General features: G+C 59.6%; 15 protein-coding genes. 7 read left to right on the plus strand and 8 right to left on the minus strand.

Features of this window, described 5'->3' with window-relative positions; all coding sequences use genetic code 11:
- Positions 1-23: 23 nt before the first annotated feature.
- The 7 genes from HRU82_03930 to HRU82_03960 form a co-directional block, all read right to left on the minus strand.
- Positions 24-227, minus strand: a complete 204-nt coding sequence (locus tag HRU82_03930) for a TOBE domain-containing protein (protein ID QOJ34152.1) — start codon at positions 225-227, stop codon at positions 24-26.
- Positions 224-619 carry a hypothetical protein gene (locus tag HRU82_03935; GenBank protein ID QOJ34153.1) on the minus strand — a complete coding sequence of 132 codons (396 nt, stop codon included), beginning with the start codon at positions 617-619 and terminating at the stop codon, positions 224-226. The genes HRU82_03930 and HRU82_03935 overlap by 4 nt, the downstream gene beginning before the upstream one ends.
- Positions 597-1,355 carry a molybdate ABC transporter substrate-binding protein gene (gene modA / locus HRU82_03940; GenBank protein QOJ34154.1) on the minus strand — a complete coding sequence of 253 codons (759 nt, stop codon included), beginning with the start codon at positions 1,353-1,355 and terminating at the stop codon, positions 597-599. The genes HRU82_03935 and modA (HRU82_03940) overlap by 23 nt, the downstream gene beginning before the upstream one ends.
- A gap of 12 nt (positions 1,356-1,367) precedes the next feature.
- Positions 1,368-3,062 (minus strand): hypothetical protein, encoded by a 1,695-nt coding sequence (locus tag HRU82_03945; GenBank protein QOJ34155.1) that lies wholly within the window; start codon positions 3,060-3,062, stop codon positions 1,368-1,370.
- Positions 3,063-3,128: 66 nt separating this feature from the next.
- A complete protein-coding gene (locus HRU82_03950; protein QOJ34156.1) occupies positions 3,129-3,803 on the minus strand; it encodes a hypothetical protein in 675 nt (224 codons plus the stop codon).
- A gap of 86 nt (positions 3,804-3,889) precedes the next feature.
- Entirely contained in the window at positions 3,890-4,696 is an 807-nt protein-coding gene (gene modA / locus HRU82_03955) for a molybdate ABC transporter substrate-binding protein (GenBank protein QOJ34157.1), read from the minus strand.
- Positions 4,697-4,716: 20 nt separating this feature from the next.
- Positions 4,717-5,910 carry a helix-turn-helix domain-containing protein gene (locus HRU82_03960; protein ID QOJ34158.1) on the minus strand — a complete coding sequence of 398 codons (1,194 nt, stop codon included), beginning with the start codon at positions 5,908-5,910 and terminating at the stop codon, positions 4,717-4,719.
- Positions 5,911-6,143: 233 nt separating this feature from the next.
- Between HRU82_03960 and HRU82_03965 the strand changes: the two genes are divergently transcribed.
- The 5 genes from HRU82_03965 to HRU82_03985 all read left to right on the plus strand — a co-directional run bounded on the left by HRU82_03965 (position 6,144) and on the right by HRU82_03985 (position 12,382).
- The gene (locus HRU82_03965) at positions 6,144-7,784 is read left to right on the plus strand and encodes a hypothetical protein (GenBank protein ID QOJ34159.1); all 1,641 of its coding nucleotides are present in this window, start codon (positions 6,144-6,146) and stop codon (positions 7,782-7,784) included.
- 36 nt (positions 7,785-7,820) lie between these two features.
- Complete coding sequence (gene modA, locus HRU82_03970) at positions 7,821-8,645, plus strand: molybdate ABC transporter substrate-binding protein (GenBank protein QOJ34160.1); 825 nt, start codon at positions 7,821-7,823, stop codon at positions 8,643-8,645.
- A complete protein-coding gene (locus tag HRU82_03975; GenBank protein ID QOJ34161.1) occupies positions 8,642-9,376 on the plus strand; it encodes a hypothetical protein in 735 nt (244 codons plus the stop codon). The genes modA (HRU82_03970) and HRU82_03975 overlap by 4 nt, the downstream gene beginning before the upstream one ends.
- Positions 9,377-9,461: 85 nt before the next feature.
- Entirely contained in the window at positions 9,462-11,027 is a 1,566-nt protein-coding gene (locus HRU82_03980) for a HAMP domain-containing protein (protein QOJ34162.1), read from the plus strand.
- A gap of 2 nt (positions 11,028-11,029) precedes the next feature.
- A complete protein-coding gene (locus HRU82_03985) occupies positions 11,030-12,382 on the plus strand; it encodes a sigma-54-dependent Fis family transcriptional regulator (protein QOJ34163.1) in 1,353 nt (450 codons plus the stop codon).
- A gap of 61 nt (positions 12,383-12,443) precedes the next feature.
- Here the strand turns inward: HRU82_03985 and HRU82_03990 are convergent, their stop codons facing one another.
- Complete coding sequence (locus HRU82_03990) at positions 12,444-14,816, minus strand: RNA-binding transcriptional accessory protein (protein ID QOJ34164.1); 2,373 nt, start codon at positions 14,814-14,816, stop codon at positions 12,444-12,446.
- Positions 14,817-15,299: 483 nt separating this feature from the next.
- On the opposite strand from HRU82_03990, the gene HRU82_03995 reads away from it, so the two are divergent.
- Together HRU82_03995 and HRU82_04000 are read left to right on the plus strand one after the other, a co-directional pair.
- Complete coding sequence (locus HRU82_03995) at positions 15,300-17,306, plus strand: DUF4071 domain-containing protein (protein QOJ34165.1); 2,007 nt, start codon at positions 15,300-15,302, stop codon at positions 17,304-17,306.
- A 1,255-nt stretch (positions 17,307-18,561) separates the two neighbouring features.
- Positions 18,562-22,452, plus strand: a complete 3,891-nt coding sequence (locus HRU82_04000; protein QOJ34166.1) for a hypothetical protein — start codon at positions 18,562-18,564, stop codon at positions 22,450-22,452.
- Positions 22,453-22,455 lie beyond the last annotated feature (3 nt).

A 22,455-nucleotide genomic window follows, 5' to 3' on the forward strand; every position in this document is an offset into this window, starting at 1 on the left:
GCGCTCGGAGAAGTCAATGCAGACTACTTGCCGATTATCACCTCCGTCGCTTTGATGGCCACGGTCACGCTGTCATTCACTTTCAATCCCATATTTTTGACGGAGCCCTCCGTAATCGCTGCCACAAAATCGAGCTGACCGACTTTCACCACCACCTCGGCCATAGCCTGCCCCTCGGTGATCTTGGTCACGGTGCCTTGGAATTGATTTCTCGCGCTGAGCTTCATGGATGCCTCCTTTGTGGTTCGGACTGATCCTGGTCAGTCGCCTTGTGGTCTCGCTCTCCGCCCTTGCACTCGAACTGGATCCCCCATCGTCTGCCGCGCTCTTCGTCTTCCGTGCCTTCGATCGTGCCCATGCCCGCACTGGTATACCCCTTGACCTCGCCTTCGCGTAGAACCCGCGAGCCGGCCTTGCACTTGGCCTGGATCGCGTCCAGCGCCTGCCGCCGATAGGGCGACCCCATCGCCCCCCCCCGATCTTGCTTGAAGATATACGTCACCACCCCACCATGCTCCGATTCCTGGCTCATCAGCACAGCCTCGGAACAACCGGCGATCGTCAAGGCCGCGCCGATGGCGAGGACGGAGGTCCAATTACTTCGGCAATGTAAATCCATATCGAGTCATGATCTCCTGGCCTTGCGGGCCCTGCATGAAGGCAAGAAAGTGCCGGGCCACATCCTGTTGCTTGGAGTGTTTGAGAATCACCGCTCCTTGCTCCAAGGGCGGATGGGCTTCCGCCGGAATCTCCCAGTACCCGCCGGCATTTTTCATGGCCGGCGCCAATGCCAGCGACAGCGCGATGATGCCGACATCGCAGGCGCCGGACTCGATGAACTGCGCCGCCTGTGAAATATTTTCCCCCAGCACCAGGCGGTCCTTCACGTCCGCATAAACCTGCGTATGCTCCATTGCGGCAACCGCCGCGCGTCCATAGGGTGCATGTTTCGGATTGGCAATGGCGATCTTCTTGATGGTCGGCTCACGCAGCACCATCATTCCTTTCGACACATCGAGCGAGGAACTCGTGGGCGCCCAGAGGACCACCCGTCCGACGGCATAACGATACAGCGAGCCTGGTACGGTCAGGCCCGCCTCTTCCAGCTTTTTGGGATAACCGATGTCGGCCGAAAAATACAGGTCGAAGGGCGCGCCCTGCTGGAGTTGCGCATAAAAATTCCCGGACGACCCGAGCGACAGCTTCACCTGGTGCCCGCTCTGCCGTTCAAAGGCCGCAATCACGTCCTTGATGGCGAAATTCAGATCGGAGGCCGCCGCGACAGCAATCTCTTCAGCCCGTACCGGACTGGCGGCGCAGAACAGCAGCAGACAAGCAGCGATGAGCCGTTTCATATTCGGTACTCCTTAGAAAAAGATTTGATATTGAACCCGGATGGCGTTTTCGATCAAGGTGCCGCCCACGGCGTCGAGCGGCACGGTCCCCGAGCCTGGAGGCAGGGGCGCGCTACGCCCGATGGTGTAGCCGCCAGTGCCGAACTGGGTATTGCTGTAGGTCACCATGATTTGATGATCGTATGTCCCGTTCAAGAACCAATTGAGCGACACATCCGCCTGCTTGATCAAGTCATCGGCGGAAGCGGTGTCAGGATCCCAATAGGCGTACCGCGCCGCGAGTTCCAGGGTCCGCGGGATGAGATAGTATCCGCTTTGCACGTACCAGCCCATGGCATTGCCGAAATTATGGGGAGCCGTCGCCGTACAGGCGGCGTTCATACAAGGCAACCCCTTGTCGTGCCGAATGACATTCTTGAAGTAGAACTCTCCCTGTAGCGAGAACCCCCGATACTTGAACACCCCATCGGCAGCCCAGGTGGAATAGTCCACGATGCCTAAGCCCAGCTGGCGGCCGTTGCCGAAGGCCGCCAGTTGCCGCCTGATGTTCAAATTCGCCAAATCCAGCCCGACGAACGCATTGTCGGAACTGGTGTTGACTCCGGGATTGTACGAGTACCCGCCACCGACGGCGAGTTGTGGGGTTTCGGAATAGGCGATATCACCTTCCCCATAACCGGGCCGGCCCAGGATGTTCCAATTCAAGCGTGCGACATACATGAGGCGGTCTACGTCGATACGCGTGTTCGCGTTCAGATTACGTTGGTTGGCGGGACAGCCCGCCGGCGAGGGAAAGGGATTACCACCCGTCTGTCCGCCGGGACAACCGACGGTCGCCTCCTCCGACGTAAAAGATCCCAGCCGGTTGAAGCTTGGGCCCGCACCGTTGAACACGCCGAGATAATAGTTCACAGGAAACAACTCTTCATCGTTCATGATCGTGATACCGATATCGCGACGGTCCAGCCCGCTCGCCGTGAACGCATCCTGCACGAGCGCCCGTTCCGCGAACTGCATCGAGGCGGTGGAGTTGATTTGCGACCGGTTGAAGTAGACCTTGTATTGGCCGAATTGCACGTTCGCCCAGGGTAAACGAGTATAGGTAAAGTTGACGTCGAACAGAGACAAGGATCCTGGCGACTGCGCGTTCTCCGCCGTCTCCGCCCGCATCTGGATATAGTACTTAAAGTCCGGATCGAACAGATGGCCCATGAAATACAACCGCAGCCGTCTCACGTTGAAGGATGACGCGCTGTTCTCCGAACGATTGGCCCGATAGTCGCCGAAGACGCCCAGCAACTCAGGAAAATTCTTGGCTTCGCCGGGATTGCGCCAGGCATCGTTACGGAACCGCTGGGTATACCGCAATTGGCTGCGAAAGCGGATTTTGAGGAAGAAGGCATTGTCGTTCATCGAGAGGTTGAATCCCCGGTCGTACCAGCCGCGAAAACTCGGGGACAGCAACTGGCTGCGCTCTTCGGACTCTTTCAGCACCTGGTCGTACTCTTCCTGAGTGATCATGCCGCTCTTGACCGACCGTTCGAGCAAAAGTTTGAGCGACGGGTCCATGCTTTCGACGAAGACATACTTGCCGTCCTTTTCCAGCAGCTTGCCGGACTCCGCTGCCTGCGCGAAGGTCACACAAGCGAATCCCGCGAACAGCGCGGCCATCATCAGGGCGCGCAAACCTCTCCTGTATGTGCTCATCACCAACTCCATGATGTCCAATTGTGATCGCTATGCGGATCGGTCAGTCCGAAAGCCGGCCGGTTATCAGCGCGGTCCCGTGCCGGCCTCTCCGGATTTCAAGAACTGCCGATACGCCACCGCTCTGGTTTGCTTGTCATCGGCGCCCCAGAAGCGACCTGGCTCGAAGTAGAGGATGTAATCTTTCGGTGTGGGCGGTGGGAGGGGGTAGTTGTAGTCATAATTGTCGGATTTGCGCACGGGGAGCTGCGTGTGAAAATACTCGATCGTGAGATAGAGATAGGGGTCGCGGACAGTCACCCATCCGGCAGTGGTGTCCCGGCCATACTCCGGGTTGAATCCGGGACCACGGATTTCGAAATGCGCCCGCTCGTCCGGGCCTACTTGCTGAAGCCCCTGTGCGAGGTGCGGCGCTAAGGCCTGGAGTTCGTCTTCTCGAAACAGGGGCTTGGGCGGCAACTCTTCCATGAACCAGCGTAACGGCAACCGTTGCTGCTCACGGATAGAAAAGCCCCGCAACAGGCTGACCATCTCCTCATTGGTCAGTTGCACCGGATGCGTATGGGCCTTGGAGTCGACCTCTCGTTGCACCTTCACCACCACCCGCTGATCTTCGTGCACCGTCCGCGTCGTATAGGGGAGCCTGGCACAGCCGCTTACCGTCAGGCTGGTGACCCCTCCCAACACGCAGGTCCAGAACACCATCTGCCTCCACAGACCTTGTCTCTTCGTGCGTCCCATCTGCCGCTCCTCATAGATGTCGATAAAAGGCCTACAAATTACACGATCGTTGCACCGCTGAGGCCCAGGATCCCGTGTGTGATCGGCTATTGGCGCCGACTCGAGGGCAGGCCATACCCTGCCTGGCGAACAATGGCCTGCGCTTCCGCGCTCTGTACGTAATCAAGAAATTCTTCGCAGAGGCTTCGATTGGGGCAGTACCGCTCCATGGCCATCGAATGCACAGTTGGGAGATAGCCTTTTCCCACCCTCGCCACGATCCGAACCCGCTCCTGCTCCTTCACCGCTTCATGCCCGAAGAGAATGCCTGCATCCGCCTGCCCGCTCAGCACATGGTCGAGGACTCCGCGCGAATCGGTCGCCACGTCGAGGCGCCCCGTGAAGGGTGCATCGAGCCCGAGCGCGTACAGCATGGCACCAGTTTGCGCCCCCAACCTGGTGTGCGACGGATCGGCCACGGCGAGGCGGCTGGTCCCGCGGCTCAAGGCTTCCAGCGAATCAGGCGCCTCGACCAAGGACTCCGGAACGACCAGGACCAGTTGCTCCACCGCATAGGATCGTTTCGTTCCCGGCAGGACATAGTATTTCTGCTCCAGCCGGGTGAGCACCTCGTCCCCGCCCGGAGCCACCACATGGATGGGGCCCCTGCCGATGAAGTATTGGCCGACCATGCTGTTTTCCATTCCCGCAATGGTTCGCCTCAATTCCAAGCCGTTATCGACGTACAGTTTTATGCGGACGTCAGGATGGGTCCGTTCAAATCCGGCACCGAGTCGATCGAGCACGCCCTTCACACTGGGCGAGCCGGCGATGACAAAGGTTTCCTGTTCAGCCAATGCAGAACCGACGCACAACAGGAGACTCACCCCAACAACTGTCAGAAGATTAAGCATGGTCGCCTCACAAAAGCGCCTTAGTGCGCGCGCAATTCATGCACGGTTCCGGTCTCGGTCATGTCGTACCCGCCGAGGGCGTCGATTTCCGTTCGAAACGAGCGACTGACCAGGATATTCATAAGGGCCTCGATGCCCGGGTGGTCCTTGAGATGCGCCTTCGGCACCACGAAGTCGTAGCGGGCTCGCTGGAGGGGAAGAAAATCGAGGCCGAACAGATTCGCCGCCGTCCGCACTCCGACGGCCACATCCGCATGACCTTCCGCAATCGTGCGAGCGACCTGAAAATGGGATCGCCCGATTCGGTCATACCCGCTGATCACCGCCGAGGTGATACCCGCCGCAGCCAATTGTTGATCGAGCAGCAAGCGCGCACCCGCCCCTGTTTCCCGGTTCATCAGGCCGATGTCGGGGCGAACGAGGTCCTCGACTCCATGGATGGATTTGGGATTCCCCGGGGCGACGAGCAGCCCTTCTTCCCACACCGCAAAGGTGATGACTAAATACTCACTGCCCTTGAGATGCCGGCGTAGGTACGGCAGGTTCGACTCTCCGGACTGCGCGTCCACGACGTGCACCCCCGCCATGTGTACCTCTCCCCGTTTCAGCGCGTCGATCGCGGCGGCGCTTCCGAGAGTCCATCCCACCACGCTGCAATCTTCTTTTTGTCGTCGAAGATAGTCGCCCGCCAAGAATACGGAAGGATCACAACCAGCCACGGCGATTTCCTGTTCGATAACGCGGCGGTTCCGTAGAAGCCGTACTTGAACCTTTCTGGATGGGTGCTGGGGCCGTTGCGATTGGTGGGAGCCTGGAAGGGTAAGTCCATCCGCAGGTACGGCATAGTTCATCACCTCCCCCAACTCGGCAACCGGTCGGACAATAAACCGTGAACCGACCTTGGCCACTTTCACACGGGTGTTGAGGTGAGAAGGTTTCATCGAGACCGAAGCTGCCGACCATTCACCCTCGACAATCTCCTCCTGAGGAAGCAGTCGGAAAAGGTCCTCCACACGACAGCCGAGAGCCTGTGCAAGTCGAAGGGCGACGGCGGTGGTCGGGAGGTATTGGTTAGTTTCGATGGCATGCACGGCCTGTCGGGTGATCCCGGCGCGCAACGCAAGCGCGACGCGCGTCAGCCCTTTGGCCTGTCGCGTCTCTTCCAGCAGATTCTGAACCGATGCCGAGTCCTCAACCTGCGGTGACTTCTTCATGTTCATGGCGGGCCATGAATGACAGAATACATTACATATGTCAACAGTAAAGTACACACGCAAAGAGATTGCCTCACGGAACAACAATTCAAGAGAATATTGTTGACAATGTTATTCAAGTCGATGTATTTCATTTCTTATCGGAATACTAGAGATTAGCAACTTACATTATTCACGCATTATTTACACCACCATCAGTTATTAGTCAGCCGCCCACACGGAGGATTGCAGAGATGAAGGCCGGAGCGCTATTGAGAATCGCCGCACTGCTTGGCTTCGTCGCCGCAGGGGTGACATCCGAGGCCCATGCGCTTGAAGAGGGTCAACTTGTGAAGAAGGACGGGAAGTGGGAGTACTATTCCGGTGAAGATCCCGGCCTGAAGTATCTGCTCCTCAAAGGCATCATCAGCCAGGACGAGTACGACAAGGGATTGCGGGTGTTGGAAACCAAGGAGCGCATCTCTAAACCCAACTTCACCATCGACGTGAACAACGGTCTCAACATTCGAGCCGGGGACAAATTCTTCCTCAAACTCCGACTCCTCACCCAGGTTCGTTACAGTCACAGCACCTACAATGAAGGGTGGGGAACCATCGGCGATTCCCGCAACCCGGAAATCCTGGGCGGCCAGGTCGAGTATCGAGCGATCCGGAAACAGAGCGACTCCAATCAATTCAGCGTGCCCCGTGCCCGCCTCCAATTCCTGGGATACGCCTTCGACCCAGACTTTCGCTACAACGTCTCCTGGGCGTTTGACCAGACCACCTGGGATCAAGAAGGCGGCAGCGGTCGCGCCGGCCTACTCGACGCTTACATTTCGTCCTGGCACATTCCCTGGCTGACCGTTCAGGCAGGACAGCAACGGGTCTGGTTCAATCGCGCCACCATCAGTTCGATGGCTACCTCGACCTTTGCGGACAACCTCATCGTCCAGAATGCCTTCGCGGCCAATCAACAGAGCAGCCGTGACATCGGCATCAGCATTTCGAGCGATGAGGACCAATACAAATTCAATTACGCCATCGGCATCTGGGGCGGCGTCGGCGCCAATCTCGCACGGGAAGGCACGGCGGTCAGCCAAAACGTCCTGCCGCAAACCGGCACGCCGGGAGCACCCGGCGCCTCCACCACCCGAACGTACAACTACGACACCCGCTTCATGACCGGCGAAATGATGTACACCGTGCGCCTGCTCTATAAGATCGCGGGTAATCCAGGATACGGCCAGGGCGATATCTTGAACTCACGCACGCTGCAATCGGCCATCGCCTTCGGGTATGCCTACAACCCGGCCCAAAACTATCTGAGTTCCACCCGGTCCGACATCGTCGAACGGGCCTATCGGCAACGGGTCACCAAGGCCTATAACGGCCGGCTCTTGGCGGGTGGCATCTGGGATTTCCAAACCTATGAGGCCGACTTCATCGCGAAGTACCAAGGTTGGTCGTTCCAGGCCGAGGGCTACTACCGGCACCAGCGCGTCCGGAACCCGAATAGCGGCACGAGCCCCTTCGACCTGAACACTATCCCGCCGGCGCAATTCCTGGGCCCTCCCGTCAACCTCGGTCAAGCCTACGGCTGGTATGCACAGATCGGGAAGTACCTCATCCCGCGGAAGCTCGAACTGGCCGTTCGCTACGGTTTCATGGACCCCTCCACGCAGCAGGTCAACGACCTTGTCAAGGAGTTCGGCGCGGCCATCAACTATAGCTTCGACGGCACATACAATAACCGGCTCGTCATCGACTATTCGAATATCACCCTGGGTAGCGGGGGGCGCGCTCCCGATCGGTTTCCCTTCGAGAGCGAGCCGGGCTTCGGGCGCGACCTCATCGAAAACCGAATCAACGTCCAATATCAGTTCTTTTTCTAACCCGTCACAACGGGTCACCGTGACCGGAGGATGAGCATGCAACGCGAAACGAAACGATTGAGGATCGGGCTGGTGGCCGGGCTTCTGCTCGCCACAATCGGGGTAGCGTCGCCGGTACAGGCCCAGTCTGAGACCTTGACCATCGCCGCCGCCAACAGCTTGAGAGACGCGCTGCGCAAGGTGCTCCCGCGCTTCGAAGCCGAACATCGTGCGATCAACGTACGGGTCATTTACGGTCCCTCGCAGACCCTGCGCAAGCAGATCGAAGAAGGCGCTCCGGTCGATGTGTTCCTGCCCTCACTCTTCGAGGAAATCGACCAGCTAGAACAGAAGGGGTTAGTAATCCAGGGCACCAAGCGGGCCTTCGCCGGCACCTCGCTGGTCTTGATCACCGGCACCGTGCTGCCGGCACCGCTCCGGTCGATTCATGACCTCGAAACCGTCCCGGTCCGGCGCATCGCCATCGGCGATCCGAAAACGTCGTCGGTGGGCAAGGTCACCGTACAATTCCTCAAACACAGCAAACTCGACTCGACGTTGAAGTCCCAGTATGTCTTCGGCGAACATTCGCGCGCTGTCTTGGATCTCGTCACGAAGGGAGAAGCCGAAGTCGGCGTGGTCTATCGTACGGATGCCGTGTTCAACGAGAAGGTGCAAATCCTGGATACGGCGCCTCCCGAGTCTCACCAGCCGGTTCGCTACGGCGTGGCCGCGGTGTGGACGGCAAAAAACATTTCGGGCGCCGGCGACTTCATCGAGTTCTTGCTGGCGCCGCAGACACAGGCACTCTTTCAGGAATACGGCTTCGATCGAGTCACGGGAGACGTCGGGCAGGTGCAGCGGCAGGAGGTGAACCCATGAACCGTAGAGGACACACAGCATCGCAACCGCGTTCTTGGACAGGACGTCTGACGCTCGGACTCGTCGGACTGGCCCTGGTCGCCGGTTGCGCCGGCGGACCGACCACCCCGCCGAAGATCATCTATCAGTCTGGCCTGAGCGAAGTGCGGGTGGAGCAGGATCCGGACTCGATGACCAATAGCCATCCCGCCAACCTGACGGCGACCGAGGTCGGCACCCTGCTGCGCGGCGTCCGCGCCTGGGAACGGCGGAACTTCATCCATCGGCTCTTCGTAGGAGAAGCAGACCGTACCAGAGCCTTCCGGAACGAGGAGATCACCGTATTGGCATCGCCGATGGCCAAAGCGCTGGCGCAGACCGGCCCGGCCGAACGGGTCTACTTCCACCTGAGCCATGCCACGGACCAGGGAGATGAGGAAACCACCACGGGGTGGATCGCCATCCGTGGGTCCATCCTGCACCTCACGCTGACCGGAGTGCACGATCGACACAGCCCAGGGCCGGACATCAGCAAATACGACCGGCAACTCCCGAACATTCCCGAGGCGTCGGCCGCGCACGACGTGACCTTTGAACCGGAGGAGTTTCTCGTCACGGTGCGCTCCGGCGCACGGTTCTTCGCCCCGGATCAGCGGGAGGAATTACAGATTCGGTATCGCGAGGCCCTCACCGCGATGCCGGTGCAACCGGGCTTGGATCGCGGACACGAAGCTGCCCCGCCCAAACCATAGGACCCCTTCGGCCTCACCAGGGTGCAGCCCCCCTTACTAGCACGGGGGAGGACGCTATGGTACGGTAGGCCTCACACGAGGCTCCATGCGCCGCCTGCACGACCGTACGATCGGACAACAGTTCTTCATCGCCTTCGGTGTAATCCTCATCCTACTCGGCCTGAGCCTCACGGCCCTCCTGGTGTATCTCAGCCGGATCAACAGCTATGTCGATCGGCACAAGCGCATCACGGTACCGGCGATCGTCACTGCCGCCACGATGCAGCGCACCGTGTACGAAATGGATCTGGCCCTGCACCGGTCGATGGATCAGCGCGATACCGACAAGACCGGGCAGGCACTTGCCCAACTCACCGCTCACGCCGACCGCCTGCATAGCTCGTTGGAGGTCTACCGGTCCACCCACGCCGCACGCACCCACCCGATCCTGTTCGGCATGCTGACCGAGCACGAGCGGATCGACCTTGCCGATCAAGAAGATCGCGCCATCACGGACATCGATCAAGCCCTGAGAGAATTGCACGGAGCCTGGAAGACAGTGTTGGGCAACCCGGCTGATAGGGTCGTCGTCGACCGGTTGTTCTCGCGGTTGATGGAAAGCTTGGACCAGTTGGTGCGGGTCCATTCGGACATTGATGCGGAGATGAAGGTGGAGGGCGACCTGCTGTTGCGGGAAGCCAGACTGATCGCCCTGGGACTTGCGGCCGCGCTCGGACTCGTCATTACCGCGATCTACCTCTCGGTGAATCGCCACATCGCCAAGCCCCTGCAGCGCTTGTCGGTCACGGCCGACCGTGTCGCCCACCACGACCTGTCGGCCCAGTTCGAACGATGGCCCAGTCAGGATGAGGTCGGCACGTTGGCCTCGTCCCTCTCCTCTATGGTCACCAGCCTGCGGGAACAGACGGCGGACATCGCCCGCAAGACCAAGGAGCTCGAGGCCTTCACCTATTCGGTCGCCCATGACCTCAAGGGCCCCTTGCGGGAGATCGAGGGATTTTCGTCGTTGCTCGAAAAACAGTTTGCCGAGGGCGAAGACGCGCAGACCCGCCATCACATCGACATCATTCGCCGTTCGGCATTACGGCTCACCCACATGATCGACGCGCTCCTGAAATATTCCCGCATGGAGCAGCAGGACCTGCCACGGCAGCGTTTCAACGTACTAGAGATGATTACCACGCTCCTCGGCGACCGGTTCAGCGCGAGCCAGGGGCCGAAACCCAAGGTCCTGGTCGAACTGCCGTACGCAGATCTCTACGGCGAGCCGGTCAGCATCCGGCAGGCCATCGTCAACCTGCTCGACAACGCCACCAAGTTCTCGCGTCGCAGCCCCGCCCCCACCATCACCATCGGAGGCACCCAGACCGGACACGAGCGCGTCCTCTTCGTCCGCGACAACGGCATCGGGTTCGACCCCTCCCAGGGAGAGAAAATCTTCGGCCTGTTCGAGCGGCTGCACGCGCCGCAGGACTACGAAGGCACCGGCGTGGGGCTGGCCATCGTCAAACTCGTCATGGACAAACACCATGGCCGCGTCTGGGCCGAATCGACCGAGGGGGTGGGCAGCACCTTCTACCTGGCATTCCCTGAACGGGCGGACTTCGCCCGGCCTTCCCGCCCGGTGGTGCCTTCGGAAGGCGGTCGCTAACCATGCCGTCGCTGCGCACCCTCATCATCGACGACGAGGAATTCGTCAGGCTCGTGGTGAGCCAAGCGCTGCGCGAAGAGGGGTGCGAGGTGCAGACAGCCGCGAGCGGCCAACAGGGCCTTGACCGCCTGAAGACCGAGTCCTACGAATGCGTGATCACCGACCTCCGCATGCCCGGCCTCGACGGGCGGGCGGTGTTGCGCTGGGTCAAGGAACACCAGCCCGACGTGGATGTGATCGTACTGACCGGCCATGGCGACGTGAAGGATGCCGTCGCGGCCATCAAGGACGGCGCCTGGGACTTTCTCATCAAGGACATTCCCTTCGACGGCGCGTCGGTGAAGGCGGCGTTGGCCAAATTGCGCACCCTGCGCATCCTCCGTCAGGAGAGTTTGGCGGCCCGGCACGGCGGATATCGGCAGGATGCGCTGGTCGAGGGTGTGAGTCCGGCTTGGCGCGCGCTGCGGAACCACATCGACCACGTCGCCCCCTCCCTGGCGCCGGTGCTCATCCAAGGGGAAACCGGGGTCGGAAAAGAAGTCGTCGCGCGGCTATTGCATGCGCGGAGCGGACGAGCGGCCGGTCCTTGCATCGCCGTCAACAGCGGCGCGGTGAGTCGTGAGCTGCTCGAAAGCGAGTTGTTCGGTTACGAGAAGGGGGCCTTCACCGGCGCCACGAACGCGAAGCCCGGCCTCATCGCCGCCGCCGACGGCGGGTCCCTGTTTCTGGATGAGGTGGGCGAGATGCCCGGCCCCATGCAGGTGAGCCTCTTGCGGTTCCTCGACCGGAACGAATATCGTCCAGTCGGCAGCACGCGCACCCTGCGAGCCGATGTCCGGATCATCTGCGCGACCAACCGGGACTTGCAGGAACTCGTGTTGCAGGGAAAGTTTCGCGATGATCTCCTCTATCGGATCAACACCGTCACCCTCCGTGTTCCGCCGCTACGCGAACGGACGGAAGACATCCCGGCGCTGACAACCCACATCTTGCAGAATCTGCGCATCCCTGGCATCACCACCCGCACGCTCACCCCCGAGGCGCTCACATGCCTTTCCGCCTACCGGTGGCCCGGCAACGTACGCGAGCTACGCAACATGATCGAACGGCTGGTCCTGATGGGTTCGAGTCGCGGCCCCATCGCGCGCGAGGAGGTGGAGCAGGTGTTGCCTCGATTGTCCGCCGTGGCCCTAGAAGCTGACGCCACGCAGCGTTCACTCGATGAGGTCGAGCGCCTGCACATCGAGCGAGTGCTCGCGGCCTGCCACGGCAACAAGACCAAAACGTCCCAGATCCTCCGCATCGACTACAAGACCTTACTGGCCAAACTCAAGAAATACGAGCTCGGCACCTGAGCTGATCGAGAGGCGAACTGCGCCGGGTCACCATGCCAGCTGGATGGCTCACCCCCCTGCCCTATCGCTTCTGTTTGGCACGGGCAAGCGCGAGCGCTAGGGCGCCGACCGGTTGAGGAGTACGGGAGGCCTGGGTGTGATGGTCGGGAGACGACCGGCGCTCACGTATCGCAGGCACAGCGTCCGGCCTCTCATCCAGCCGCATGGTGAGCGAGATGCGCTGGCGCTTCTGATCCACGTCCAGCACCTTCACCTTCACGATCTGGCCCGGCTTCACCACTTCGTGCGGATCCTTCACGAACCGGTTCGCCAGCGCCGACACATGGACCAACCCGTCCTGATGGACCCCGATGTCCACGAAGGCTCCGAACGCAGCGACGTTGGTCACGACCCCCTCCAGCACCATGCCGGGCTGGAGGTCGGCCAGCGACTCAATGCCTTCGCGGAACGTGGCGGTCTTGAATTCTGGGCGCGGGTCACGACCCGGTTTCTCCAACTCCGTCAGGATATCGCGCACCGTGGGCAACCCGAAGGTCTCATCGGTGAATTCGGCGGGAGCCACCCCCTTCAAGGTCTCCGGCCGTCCCATGACCTCCTTGATGCCCTTGCCGAGGCGCGCCAGAATCCGCTCCACCACCGGATAAGCTTCGGGATGCACGGCGGAATGGTCCAACGGATTGTCGCCGTCGCTGATCCGTAGAAAGCCGGCGGCTTGCTCGAAAGTCTTGTCGCCCAACCTGGGCACCTTCAAGACCGCACGGCGGTTCGGAAAGGGCCCGTGGCTGTCCCGGTAATCGACGATGTTCTGGGCCAATGTCCGATTCAGGCCGGACACGCGCGCCAGGAGCGGCGCGGATGCCCGATTCAGATCGACCCCGACCGCGTTCACGCAATCTTCCACCGTGGCGTCGAGCGACCGGGCGAGCGCGCGCTGGTTCACGTCATGCTGATATTGACCGACCCCGATCGACTTGGGCTCGATCTTCACCAACTCCGCCAAGGGGTCCTGCAACCGCCTGGCGATCGAGACGGCACCGCGCAGACTGACATCCAGCGCGGGAAACTCGGCCGCGGCCAAGGCCGACGCCGAATAGACCGACGCCCCCGCTTCGCTCACCACGAGCTTGGCTAACTTCCGATCCGGTTTGCGTTCTGCCACCAGTTGCACCACCTCGGCGGCAAACTTATCCGTTTCTCGACTCGCCGTGCCGTTCCCGACGGCAATCAACTCGACTCCGTGCCGCAGCGCGAGATCCACCACCGTCGCGAGAGCGTTCCGCCACTCATTCTGCGGCTGATGGGGATAGATCGTCGCCGTTTCCAGCAGCTTCCCCGTGGCATCCACCACGGCCACCTTGCAGCCGGTGCGCAACCCAGGATCGAGGCCGAGGACGGCCTTCGGTCCGGCTGGCGCCGCCAGTAACAACTCATGCAGATTCCGCCCGAAGATCTTAATTGCTTCGGCTTCCGCCGCTTCCCGCACCTGCAACAGCAGTTCGGTGCTGAGGTGCAAATGGATCTTCACCCTCCAGGCCCAGTGACAAACATCCGCCAGCCACTTGTCGGCCCGCCGTCCACGTGCTTCGATCCCGAAGCGCGCCGCAATCAAGGCCGCGCAGGGATGGGGCACGAGGACCTCTTGCGCTGCATCCAAGCCAAGATCGAGCCGCAGCACACCCAGGGTCCGTCCGCGAAACAACGCCAGCGCGCGGTGCGACGGAATCGTGCGGATCGGTTCCTGATAGGCATAGTAGTCGCGGAACTTTTCTTCTTCCGCCATTTCTTTCCCCGGCACCGCCGTGGAGGTCACGATGCCCTCATTCCAGAGCTTGGCGCGTAGGGTGGCCAACAGATCGGCGGTCTCCGCAAATCGTTCCACCAGAATGTCGCGCGCACCTTCGAGCGCCGACTTCGCATCCGGCACATTGACGGCTTCCACGCCTTCGGCCGCCGGCGTGACCTTCACATACATGGCCGCCTCCTGCTCAGGGTCCAGCGTGGGATCGGCCAGCAGCGCGTCAGCCAATGGCTCAAGCCCGGCCTCGCGGGCAATCTGCGCCTTCGTGCGCCGCTTGGGTTTATAGGGCAAATAAAGGTCCTCCACGGCCTGCTTCGTCGCCGCCTGCTCGATAGTGCGGCGCAGGTCGTCGGTTAGCTTGCCCTGCTCCTGGATCGAGGCCAACACGACCATCCGTCGCTCTTCCAACTCACGCAAATACAACAGCCGCTCCTCCAACGCGCGCAACTGCGTATCGTCCAAGTTGTTGGTCGCCTCCTTGCGATACCGCGCGATGAACGGTACCGTGGCGCCGCCGTCCAACAGGGCCACAGCCGCGGCGATCTGCGGCGGTTGCACGTTCAATTCCTTGGCGATGAGGCCCACAATGCGCTGCTCTGCTGCAGGGGGAGTTGCCGGTGCTGTTAAAGAAGTCATAAGCCTGTGTGGACTTTCCGAAGCCGCACGTGAGGAGGACCTGTCCGTTGAGCCTCAAGCGCGCTTTCATTGAGGTGGTGTCAAACCCTACCGCCCATGAAGTTGCGCAGAGAAACTAACAAAACAGCGCGGGAAGATCCAGGTGAATGGCACCGACACATCGAGCCCTGCTACGAGATCAAACCTCGATCCATGCTTCCGGACGTGGGATGCACGCTGTATCTTTTTCGATAACAGGCGCGATTCGAGTAGATACAGTGTTCCCTTCGGTTCTCCGCCCGCCGAATACACGTATTTACTATCAGCTGGCAAAATAAACGCAATTTATTGAGGCCCTCCTTGGCACAGGGTTTGCGCCTTGTACCGCCGATCGGCACTGAAGGATTTTCAGGCCTTTCCCCTCCTGCCCCTTTTCAGTACCAACGAATTGAGGTAGGGGAAAGCGACAATGCTAGCGGTCAGTTCGGCCTTCGGAGACCTGCCATGCAACCCCACGCGTTCGTCGCCATGCCGTTCGGCGTGAAAACAGACAGTGACGGAAAGGAGATCGATTTCAACCGGGTGTACGCCGAGCTGATTCGACCGGCTCTGGAAGCCGCCGGCCTGGACCCATTTCGGGCCGACCAAGAAGTGCGGGCCGGTGACATCCGCACGGACATGTTCCAAGAACTCCTTCTCGCCGACGTGGTCGTAGCAGACCTCACCCTGGACAATCCCAACGTATGGTACGAGCTGGGCGTACGGCATGCCTTGCGCGCCCGCGGCGTCGTGCTGATTTGCGGCGGACGAGTGTCGACCGCCTTCGACCTCTACACAGACCGCAAGCTCCGTTACAGCGTCAAGGGTCGCGGACCGGATCCCGGCACGGTTGAGGAAGATCGGAAGAATCTGTCCTCCATGATCAAGGCGACGATGGAGTCGTGGCACGGCCGCAAGATCAGCCCGATTTATCACCTGATGCCCAACCTTCAGGAGCCTGATTGGAAATCACTCCGCATCGGTGATGTACAGGAATTTTGGGAACAGCATGCAACATGGGAAAGCCGCATCACCTTGGCCCGCAAGGCTGGGCACCTCGGCGATATCCTGGTGCTGGCCGACGAAGGGCCGATTGCCGCGTTTCGAGCTGAGGCCTGGATCACCGCCGGCGAAGCGCTGAGGAGGGCCGAGCACTTTGGTTTCGCGTTGGAACAGCTCGAACGGGGGCTCGCCATCGAACCGCACAACCTGAGAGGCCTCCGGGAGCAAGGCATCTGCCTGCAACGGCTGGCCTTGGCGGGCAGAGCCGGCCATTCATTGGATCGAGCGCGGGCCCACTACCGCAAGGTTTTGGAGGTGTACCCCGACGATCCGGAGACCTGGGCGTTGCTCGGGCGCGTGGACAAGGACGCGTGGGTCGCCGCCTGGCACCAGCCAGGTCGGACAGCTGAGCAATGGCGTGCGGACGCGACGGAGGAGGATGCCTTACTGCGCGCGGCCATCGACAGCTACGCAACGGCCTACCGGCGCAATCCCAACCACTATTATTCCGGCATCAACGCCCTCACGTTGATGCATCTGCATCGAGACCTCACACACGACGACCGCTACGACAGAGAGATGATGACCATGGCCGGGGCCGTTCGGTTCGCCGCCGAGCATGAACCGAACGCACACTCATTGTTTTGGTCGAACGCAACGCGCGGTGACGTGGAACTGCTGGTCGGAACACCTGACCTTGTCAAAGCCGCTTACAAGGAAGCGGTTGCAAAGAACGACAAGGATTGGTTTGCGCTGAACTCCTCTCGCGCGCAGCTGCAATTGCTCAAGGACCTGGGCTTCCGCCAGGACAATGTCGAAGCCGGGCTCGCCGTTTTCAACCGTGCCATGGAAAAACTGACCCCTCAAACGCGCCGGCCACCGCGACTGGTGTTTCTCTTCAGCGGCCACATGATCGACAGGCCGGACCGACCGACCGCGCGTTTTCCAGCGGACAAAGAAACGGTCGCAGCGCAGAAACTCGCCCAAGCATTGGATCGACTGGGCGCAGGACCGGATGACCTCGCGCTCGCCCAGGGGGCCAGCGGCGGCGACATTCTGTTTCTCGAAGCCTGCAGCCAACGACACGTCCAGTTGCAATTGTTGCTGCCGCTTGAAGAGCCGGACTTCATCGAACGCTCCATCCTTCCCTCTGCCGGCGGCGACAAGTGGCGCGACCGTTTCTACGCGATCACGGCAAGCCTGAAGGACGAACCACGCATCATGCCGGACGAACTCGGCCCCCTGCCCACCGGCGTGAACCCCTTCGAACGCTGCAACCGGTGGCTGCTCTACACAGCCCTCACCTACGGCATCAATAACGTGCGGTTCCTTTGCCTCTGGGACGGTGGAGGCGGAGACGGGCCGGGGGGCACCGCACATATGTACCGCGAGGTGAAGCGCCGAACAGGACAGGTGACGTGGATCGATAGCCGGACGCTCCAGGACCTCGCGGGCGGGGGGCGGAAATGAATGCGGCAGGATGGAAACGGCTGATGGATAAAATTCGGGACAACAATGTCGTCCCGATCATCGGATCTCGACTGCTGGTTGGAGCCGACGGGCAGACGTCCCTGCAGGCTCAAGTCGCAACGCGTCTTTTGCACAACTATGGCAAGAAGCCGGAAGAGATTTCACCCTTGCCTTTTCGTGAAGTCAACGAGGTGGTCTCACGCCTGAAGGGGACCGTCGATTTGCAAGACCTTTACGACGACGTCTGTGGAGCGATCCAAGCCATCACGAATGCCGAACAGTTCATGATACCGACGCCCATCCGGCAGCTGGCGGAGATTGCCGACTTTCGCCTCTTCGTGACCTTGACCCCGGACGACCTGCTCGCCCGAAGCCTGAGACTACGCTGCGTCGTGAACGAGATCGTTCACTCGCCCAATCTCCCGACCAGTGAACGAAAGGATCTGGTCACCGAGTGGCAGAACAATCCCGGAGAGGTCAATCTGTTGTACCTGTTCGGCAAAGCGCGCTCCGCGCCGATGTTCGCGATCCACGACGAAGATGTCCTCGAATATGCCCATGACGTGATCGCTCACGGCCGCCAGACGCTCGGCGTATTCCTGGGTGAGTTGCAACAACGCAGTTTGTTGCTGATCGGCTGCAACTTCCCCGAATGGTTGAGCCGGTTTTTCCTTCGCGCAACCAATCAAAAGCGGCTTTCTGAAAACTATAGGCGTTCCTGGTTGATCGAACAGTTGAAGCCGGAGGAAAGCTTCACATGCTTTCTCAGCAGTTTTGGAACAGGCACCGAAGTGATTTCAGAACTTTCACCGGTTGAATTTGTCGCCGAACTACACAGGCGGTGGATGAACGATCATGGAGCGACGGCTCAGGAACCCGAGCGCCCGGCTGACGAGACGGTACCCCGTAGAACGATGTTTTTTATCAGTCACTCCAGAGAGACGGACTTGCCACGAGCAGAATCTCTGTATCAATCACTACGCAGGCTGGGTGCGGCCGAAAGCGAGGTGTGGTTCGACCGTAAGAACATCGAACCGGGGCAGGACTTTAAACGCCGTATTTTGGAAGGGATCCGAAACTGCCGGTATTTTCTAGCGCTGCTTTCCAGGTCTTGCAACAGCCGAAAAGAAGCCTTTGTATTCAAAGAATGGGAACAGGCGGACGATCGCCTCCCGATGAACCGCCCATTCCTTCTCCCGATCATTGTTGATAACGATTTCGAACCAGGACTCTATACCGCCCCGCTTGTGCCGAAATGGAGAGACGAAAGGCATATCGATTTCGCCCACGCACCCGAAGGCGTACCGGACGAGCGCCTGGAGGCGACACTGAAGAAATTGGTGCGCGTAACTCGATTGGAAGGCCCGTCAGCATGACTGTCTTTTTTGAAAACGAGATCCAACTGAATGCTCAGAATCCGTGGCCCCCCAGCTTGGCCGCGTATCCAGAAGGTGCTTCCGATTTCTTCTTCGGCCGCCCCAAAGAAGCGGCTGAATTGTTTCAACTCATCCGACTGGCCCCCTTGACGGTTGTCTATGGGAAATCGGGACTGGGGAAGACCTCGCTCTTGCAGGCCGGCGTCTATCCGCTGCTGCGGGCGGAACACTATTTGCCCGTCCATGTGCGATTTGAATTTCGCGATGTCGCGAGGGATCCACCGCTTCAGCAGGTCATGCGACGGCTCAAGGAAGAAATGGAAAGCAAGAAAACGGAATATCCCGAGCCCCGCAATGAAAGCAGTCTGTGGGAATACCTCCATCGTAAAGATTTTCAAATATGGAGCCATGACAACTTTCCCCTTACTCCGGTCTTGGTGTTCGACCAGTTCGAGGAGATCTTCTCACGCAGCGGCGGCAATGCCGAACTCGTAAGGCAGGTCTGCGACGATTTGGCCGATCTTATCGAGAACCGCATTCCCGCCGAGATTACAAGGCCGTCGCTGGATCTTCTCTCCCAGCGTTATCGCATCGTCCTGTCGTTTCGTGAAGATTTCCTGCCCGAGATACGGACCTGGGAACAGAAAGTACCGTCGCTGCTCCGCAACTATTTGCGACTGAATCCGATGTCGCGGGATCGCGCCATTGAAGCGGTCACGCGGGCCGGGAAAGAAGTGCTCGACCCGGATGTGGCGCCATGTATCGTCGATTTGGTGGGAAAACGAGAGCACGCAGCAGACACGGCAACCATGCCCGAAATGGCCATTGAGCCGGTGCTGTTGAATCTCTGTTGTTTCAGGCTCAATTCTAAACGGGCCAAGGGTGCGAAGATCGACAAGACACTTGTGGAACATACCGGACAGGATATTTTAGACGAGTTTTACCGAGAGGTGCTCGAGGACCCGGCGGTACACGGCCCACCCGATGCGGCACGGTTCATCGAGGAATACCTGATCCAAGGCGATCACTTCCGCGGCGACTACCCAAGAGACGAGGCACTCAACAAACAGTTACTCACCGAGGGCCAATTGGCCGCACTCACAGACAAGCACCGTTTGTTGCGGATCGTGCCCCACCCCGACAAGAAGAGCGTGGTGGAGTTGATCCATGATCGCCTCGTGCCCGTGGTGCAAAAGGCCAGGGACGAACGGAAAATCAAGCAGCACCAAGAGGAACAGGAACGCCTGGCTAAGCTGGCCCAGGACGAGCGGGATAGGGAGCGGGCCAGAAGCGAGGAATTAGAAACCCAGCGTGATGCGGCTCGCAGTAGCATCAAGCTTGCCAAAATCCTGGCTGCTGTCATAGTCCTCGCCATCTTCGGGATTGGACATCTGCTTTGGGACAAATGGGAGCAAGGAAAGAAGCAGGTAAGAAAGGATGCCCTTACGGCAGTGTCCATGGTCGCAGCGCGCCTCGCAGAGGGGCGCCAGGCACTCGGTGCAGGCATGGAGCCCTTGGAACAGATCATGTATCAAGGGCTCGCTACCTATCGATTGAGTCAAGGTGATCGTGCATTGTCGCAGGTTCGATCCACCAGCCTGACCTCACTCCATTCGGTCTTGGAAGCCTCCGGACGTCTCCGCAAGGCCGTGACGATCGACGGGCTAGTCCCCACACCGGCTCTTGCATACAGTCCCGACGGAAACACCCTTGCTGTCGGAGGAGAGGATGGCCTGATCCGTTTGCTCGATAGTGAAACCTATCAGGAAACCGGCAGATTGGATTGTGGACAATACACTACTGAATCCGTCTGGTCCCTCGCCTATAACAGCGATGGTACGCGCTTGGCAGCCGGGTATTCTACAAATGACTACAAAGCCACAGGGAGCGGTGTAGTCTGTGTCTTTGATGTATTGCTGCACAAAAAACTACATCGGTTCGAAAAGAGTAACGCGGGTACCATCTATAGCGTGGCCTACGGTGGACGGCCGGGAGCGGAGTTTATCGTCTCTGGCGGAAGCGACGGCATGTTACGACTATGGGACCTCAAGACCGACAGGGTTCTTGAGTTACGTCCGAAAAAGGACGTGATTTCCGTTGCCGTGGCAGTCAGCTTGGATAACCATTGGGTGGCTTCCGGTGGGGACGACGGTATCATTCGGCTGTGGAATCGCAGCAATCCAAATGGACAGCCGGTGGAATTGACGGGGCACAAGGACATAGTGGAGCAAATCGCATTCTCACCCAAAAACCAAAATCTCCTGATCTCCGCAGGGGATGATGGATTCATCACGGTCTGGAATATCAAGGAGCGCTGCATTGCACAGAAAAGCAGGCGACAGAAGGCAAGAATTTATGGAATTGCCGTCAGTCGAGACGGACTGATCGCCGCTGCTGGTGCGGATGGTAATGTCCGGCTTTTCCAGTTGAAGAACAACGACAGGACGTGCAGCAAGCCGGCGGGGAAGAGAACATCGGCGACAGTAAGCCGCCCAACGGAATTTGATGTGATCGATGAAGGCGTGTTGCTCGGGCACGGAGGGATCGTCATGGGGGTAGCCTTCAACCCAAGGGGAACCCGTTTGTCCTCGACCGGACAAGATGGATCGATTCGCATTTGGGATAGCAAGACCCCTGGGTTTTCGCTTGCGCAATTGAAACTGGGATTCGATGCGAAACAGCCCTCTCCGGGACCAGGCAATGTAACGACCCTCGCAATTAGCCCCGACGACATATTCATCGCGGCGGGAGACGAGCAAGGTGCCATACATCTGTGGAAATCATTTCATCGGCCTGATTTTGAGCCGATCACTTTACCTGCGGATCGGCATTGGCAGGCGCATGACCAAGCAATCCGGGGCCTGGCATTCTTACGAATCGGCAATCAGTCGGTGCTTGTGTCCGGAAGCGATGATGGCATGGTCAAGCGATGGGACACGGCATCGCTCCAGACCATCGGCCCGGATATGGCGGATCAAACTGACCCTATCCGTTCGATTGCCCTGTCGCCAGACAGCAAGACGCTCGCCGCAGGCAGCAGCGATGGCACGGTCCGCCTTTGGAATGTCGAAACCGGCACAATCATCCGACGGCTTGAGAAACCCTCCTATGCACAAGGGGATTATGAACTCTACACCGTTGGCTTCACCGGTGACGGCCACTATATGGCCGTGGGAGACAGTTACGCCGGTCTGCGCATTCTGGATGTTGATAAGCCGGAATTCGAACGAATACTTCAAGGACACACAGATCCGGTCAAGTCCATTTCCCATGGCGGAGGGAGATGGTTACTTTCAGCGGGAAAGGACGGCCGCATCCTGGAGTGGCAGAAGAGCGCCCTTGAACATCCGACGATCGGAGGCTTAAAGAAGCGTGATGAATTCCTTTGGCGACTTGGATTCCATGACTCGACGCCGGTTCCGCTCTCGTCGATTGATACGAGCCGAGATGGAGGATTAATTCTAATCGGAGGGCACCAGGGGCGAATTGAACTGTGGGATGGGGACGACCACGTGCAGATCTCCACACATTTTCTCGGCCATCAGTCTCGCGATATTCAGGCGGTGGCAATGGCTCCTGACGGCAGCTTTTTTGTAACAGCCGATGAAAGGACCGTTCTTCTCTGGCCAGGACCTCATCAGTGGGCCGACATTATTTGCTCAAAACTCGGCAAGAACATGAGTGCTGAACAATGGCGTAAGTGGGTGTCGAAAGATATACCTTACGAAATTCAATGCCGCGGCTTGCCGCTGTCCGATGAGCGATCATAGCCG

The sequence above is a fragment of the Nitrospira sp. genome (assembly GCA_015709715.1).
In the GTDB taxonomy this organism is placed as follows: domain Bacteria; phylum Nitrospirota; class Nitrospiria; order Nitrospirales; family Nitrospiraceae; genus Nitrospira_A.

Coding starts and splice junctions, on each gene's coding strand:
- HRU82_03945 (QOJ34155.1), bottom strand. CDS start 3,062: ATGAGCACATACAGGAGAGGTTTGCGCGCCCTGATGATGGCCGCGCTG.
- modA (QOJ34154.1), bottom strand. CDS start 1,355: ATGAAACGGCTCATCGCTGCTTGTCTGCTGCTGTTCTGCGCCGCCAGT.
- HRU82_03960 (QOJ34158.1), bottom strand. CDS start 5,910: ATGAAGAAGTCACCGCAGGTTGAGGACTCGGCATCGGTTCAGAATCTG.
- HRU82_03985 (QOJ34163.1), top strand. CDS start 11,030: ATGCCGTCGCTGCGCACCCTCATCATCGACGACGAGGAATTCGTCAGG.
- HRU82_03980 (QOJ34162.1), top strand. CDS start 9,462: ATGCGCCGCCTGCACGACCGTACGATCGGACAACAGTTCTTCATCGCC.
- HRU82_03990 (QOJ34164.1), bottom strand. CDS start 14,816: ATGACTTCTTTAACAGCACCGGCAACTCCCCCTGCAGCAGAGCAGCGC.
- HRU82_03935 (QOJ34153.1), bottom strand. CDS start 619: ATGGATTTACATTGCCGAAGTAATTGGACCTCCGTCCTCGCCATCGGC.
- HRU82_03930 (QOJ34152.1), bottom strand. CDS start 227: ATGAAGCTCAGCGCGAGAAATCAATTCCAAGGCACCGTGACCAAGATC.
- HRU82_04000 (QOJ34166.1), top strand. CDS start 18,562: ATGGAGAGACGAAAGGCATATCGATTTCGCCCACGCACCCGAAGGCGT.
- modA (QOJ34157.1), bottom strand. CDS start 4,696: ATGCTTAATCTTCTGACAGTTGTTGGGGTGAGTCTCCTGTTGTGCGTC.
- modA (QOJ34160.1), top strand. CDS start 7,821: ATGCAACGCGAAACGAAACGATTGAGGATCGGGCTGGTGGCCGGGCTT.
- HRU82_03950 (QOJ34156.1), bottom strand. CDS start 3,803: ATGGGACGCACGAAGAGACAAGGTCTGTGGAGGCAGATGGTGTTCTGG.
- HRU82_03995 (QOJ34165.1), top strand. CDS start 15,300: ATGCAACCCCACGCGTTCGTCGCCATGCCGTTCGGCGTGAAAACAGAC.
- HRU82_03975 (QOJ34161.1), top strand. CDS start 8,642: ATGAACCGTAGAGGACACACAGCATCGCAACCGCGTTCTTGGACAGGA.
- HRU82_03965 (QOJ34159.1), top strand. CDS start 6,144: ATGAAGGCCGGAGCGCTATTGAGAATCGCCGCACTGCTTGGCTTCGTC.